This window comes from Stutzerimonas stutzeri, from assembly GCF_000935215.1.
Taxonomy (GTDB): Bacteria; Pseudomonadota; Gammaproteobacteria; order Pseudomonadales; family Pseudomonadaceae; genus Stutzerimonas.
This window is the reverse complement of record NZ_JXXD01000333.1, coordinates 1-1145: the sequence shown is the minus strand read 5'-3', so window position 1 is coordinate 1145 and position 1145 is coordinate 1. Positions and strand designations below refer to the sequence as shown.

General features: G+C 68.8%; 2 protein-coding genes. Both read right to left on the bottom strand.

Annotated elements, in window-relative coordinates; translation table 11 throughout:
- Positions 1 to 94: 94 nt before the first annotated feature.
- Positions 95 to 577, bottom strand: coding sequence for a hypothetical protein (locus LO50_RS23150; RefSeq protein ID WP_003302065.1), 483 nt, complete (start codon positions 575 to 577; stop codon positions 95 to 97).
- A gap of 92 nt (positions 578 to 669) precedes the next feature.
- Positions 670 to 1145: periplasmic heavy metal sensor (locus LO50_RS23145; RefSeq protein ID WP_236690626.1), on the bottom strand; the 476-nt coding region annotated here is incomplete at its 5' end.

The window sequence follows — 1145 nt, the reverse complement described above, 5'->3', positions numbered from 1 at the left end:
GAGGGCGAGTCGGAAGCGGTGGCCGCCGAGGTGCCGCTCGCGGTGAAAGCGGCCCCGCCGGCACGGCCGGACAAGGGTTGAGCGCGGCGGTCGATCAGTGTTCCAGCGGCTTGAAGCTGTCGTCGGCGAAGTAAGTGGCGTAGTCGCCCAGCGCGCCGACCACCGTCACCGCGCCGTCGCGCTGACCGGCCGGGGCGCCGCTCATGGCGTCGGCACCGGCGAGCAGCTGGGCGATGATCAGGTGCAGCTGCGCGTCGGCCTCGGCGCTCAGCTTGCAGTTCTCCACCATGTAGGCGACCTGGCCGCGCACCGTCTCGGCCAGTTCGCCGTAGCGGGCGGCGGGCAGACGGTCTTCGTGGATCGCCGGCAGCGCCTGGCGCATATCGTTGTTGATGGTGCCCATTGCCTGGCGCAGCGGCGCGTCGGTGGCCCAGCGCTTGCCGGCATCGAGTTGCAGCGCCGGCGCGCCTTCGCCGTGGCCGTGGTCATGGCTGGTGGCGGCGAGGCTGGTGCCGGCGTGGCCGAGGGTGCCGGCGAGGATGATGGCGAGGGCGAGAGCGTGGGGTTTGCGGATCATCGATAGAACTCCATTGAGCGAGCCGGCGAAGTGCGGCTCCTGATGTTCTAACGCAGGCGCGACGGTTTTGTTCCATCGCGCCGTGCAATCCGTCATTTGCGGTGCAATTGCTCGATGCTGTCGGCGCCGAACGACTGCTGCGTGAGCACCTGGGCGAGCCGCGCGCGCTGCTGCGGTTCGAGGATCTCGCGCTCCTGCAGCAGCTGGTCGATGAGCAGGCGCTGCTGTTCGTTCTGCAGTTCGGCGATCTTCGCCTGCTCGGCGTCGATCACCGTGCGGTCCACCTGTTCGGCGAAGATCGCCTCGATCAGCCGGTTGCGGTGTTCGCCGAGGCTGGCGTTGGAGGCGCGCAGGTAGGCCAGGAACGGCGCCTCGGCATCGTGCCAGCGCTGCAGCTGGCTGGCGCTCAGTTGCAGCTCGCGCGACAGCTCGGTCGGTGCGCCGGAGGGCATCGGCAGGCCATCGCGACTGAGTTTCTGCCAGCCAAGGCCGGCGAGCACGCCGACGTTGACCAGCACGGACAGGACCAGGGCATTGCGCAGGGTGGTGTTGCTCATTTCAGGTTTAC

What these genes read in the sequence shown, in the direction of transcription:
- LO50_RS23150 (WP_003302065.1), bottom strand. Translation starts at nt 577, where the DNA reads ATGATCCGCAAACCCCACGCTCTCGCCCTCGCCATCATCCTCGCCGGC.